General features: G+C 79.7%; 2 protein-coding genes. Both read left to right on the top strand.

Features of this window, described 5'->3' with window-relative positions:
* Positions 1–1,189 (top strand): aldehyde dehydrogenase family protein (locus HLB09_RS16635; RefSeq protein ID WP_171204411.1); only part of this gene is annotated, 1,189 nt, incomplete at its 5' end.
* Positions 1,190–1,508: 319 nt separating this feature from the next.
* A partial coding sequence (locus tag HLB09_RS16630) for a hypothetical protein (RefSeq protein ID WP_171204410.1) occupies positions 1,509–1,726 on the top strand: 218 nt, incomplete at its 3' end.

Here is a 1,726-nt window from a genome sequence, read left to right as displayed (position 1 = left end):
CGAGCTCGGGGCGCTGCTCACCGCCACCACGGGCCGGCTGCTCGGCCAGGCGCGCGCGTCCGCCGAGGTGGCCGCCGAGCTGCTCGAGGAGGCCGCCGTCACGGGCGTCCTCGACACGGGCCGCTCCCTCGGGGGGTCCGTCGACGCCGTCGACGTCGTCCGTCGCGAGCCGCGCGGCGTCGTCGCGGTCCTGACGCCGTGGAACGACCCGTACCCGGCGGCGGCGGGGCTGCTCGCGGCGGCCCTCGTCACGGGCAACACGGTGGTGCACAAGCCCTCCGAGCGCTCGGCCCGCGCCGGCCACGAGCTCGCGCGCCGCATCGCCGGGGCCCTGCCGGACGGCGTCCTCAACGTGCTGGCGGGCGACGGCGCCACGGGCGCCGCGCTGGCCGCCGACCCGCGCGTGCACGTCGTCGCCCACGTCGGCAGCACCGCGACCGGCCGGCGCATCGCCGCGTCCGTCGGCGCGCGCGGCGGCCGGGCCCTGCTGGAGAACGGGGGCAAGGACCCGCTCGTCGTCGACGCCGGCGTCGACCCGGCGTGGGCGGCCCAGCAGGTCGCCGTCGGCGCCTTCACCAACACCGGCCAGCTGTGCACGGCCGTCGAGCGGGTGTACGTCCACGAGGACGTGGCCGACGCCGTCCTGGCCGAGCTCGTGGCCCTCGCCGACGGCCTGAGCCCGGGCGACCCGTCGGACCCGGCGACCGGCCTCGGGCCGCTGGTGGACGAGCGCCAGCTCGCCCTCGTCGACGAGCACGTCCGCGAGGCCGTCGACGCGGGCGCGCGCGTGCTCGCCGGGGGCTCCCGGCTCGACCGGCCGGGCTCCTTCTACCCGGCGACGGTGCTCGACGGCTGCACCGACGGCATGCGGCTCATGACCGAGGAGACCTTCGGGCCCGTCGCCGCGGTGACGCGGGTCGCCTCCTTCGCCGAGGGCCTCGCGCTCGCGGCGGCGGGCGACTACGGGCTCGCCGCCACCGTCCTCACCCCGAGCACCGCGCACGCCCTGGAGGCCGCCGAGGCGCTCGAGGTCGGCACCGTCAAGGTCAACGCCGTCTTCGGCGGCGCGCCGGGCGGCTCCGCCGACCCGCGTCGCGGCAGCGGGCAGGGCCGGGGCTTCGGCCCCGACCTGCTGGGAGAGCTCACCGCGCTCAAGGCCGTCCACCTGGAGGCGGCGCCCACCGCCTGACGGGCGGCGCGGTCGGCCCGGACGACGACGCCGGCGCACCAGGTCGAGCCGGCTCGCCCCGGCCACGGGGCGGGGTCCCCGCGAGAGCCCGGGCCCGCGACCGAGCGGGTGCCCGGAGCAGGTGCCCGGGACGGCTGCCGGGCGCGTCGTCGCCGGGAGGGCCGAACGGGTGAGGCCCGTCGTCGGCGCGTCGGTCCGCTCCTCGGATCGGCGGACCGGCAGAGGGTCGACGGCTACTCTCGGGGGACCTGGCGCACCCGCGCCGAGATCGAGGACCGGCGGCCCCGCGCCCCGGTCCGCCGCGAGGGAGGGGGAGCGCGTGCCTGCTCGTCGCCCCCTCCGCAACCCCGCCGAGGTCGTCACCGTCGGCGCCGGGGTCGTGCTGCTCGTCGCCGCCGGCCACAGCGCCCTCGCCTCGGCCTCGGGCGAGACCGTCCGCGTCCGCGCCGCCTCCGCCGACGGGGCCGTGCCTCGTCCGACCCCGACGCCCGAGGCCGCCGGCACCGCCGGCATCGCCTCGCTGGAGTGGCTGGACAC

Source organism: Pseudokineococcus marinus, from assembly GCF_013004605.1.
In the GTDB taxonomy this organism is placed as follows: Bacteria; Actinomycetota; Actinomycetes; order Actinomycetales; family Quadrisphaeraceae; genus Pseudokineococcus; species Pseudokineococcus marinus.
Note: the sequence above shows the minus strand (reverse complement) of the source record. Positions and strands in the feature narration are given on the sequence as shown.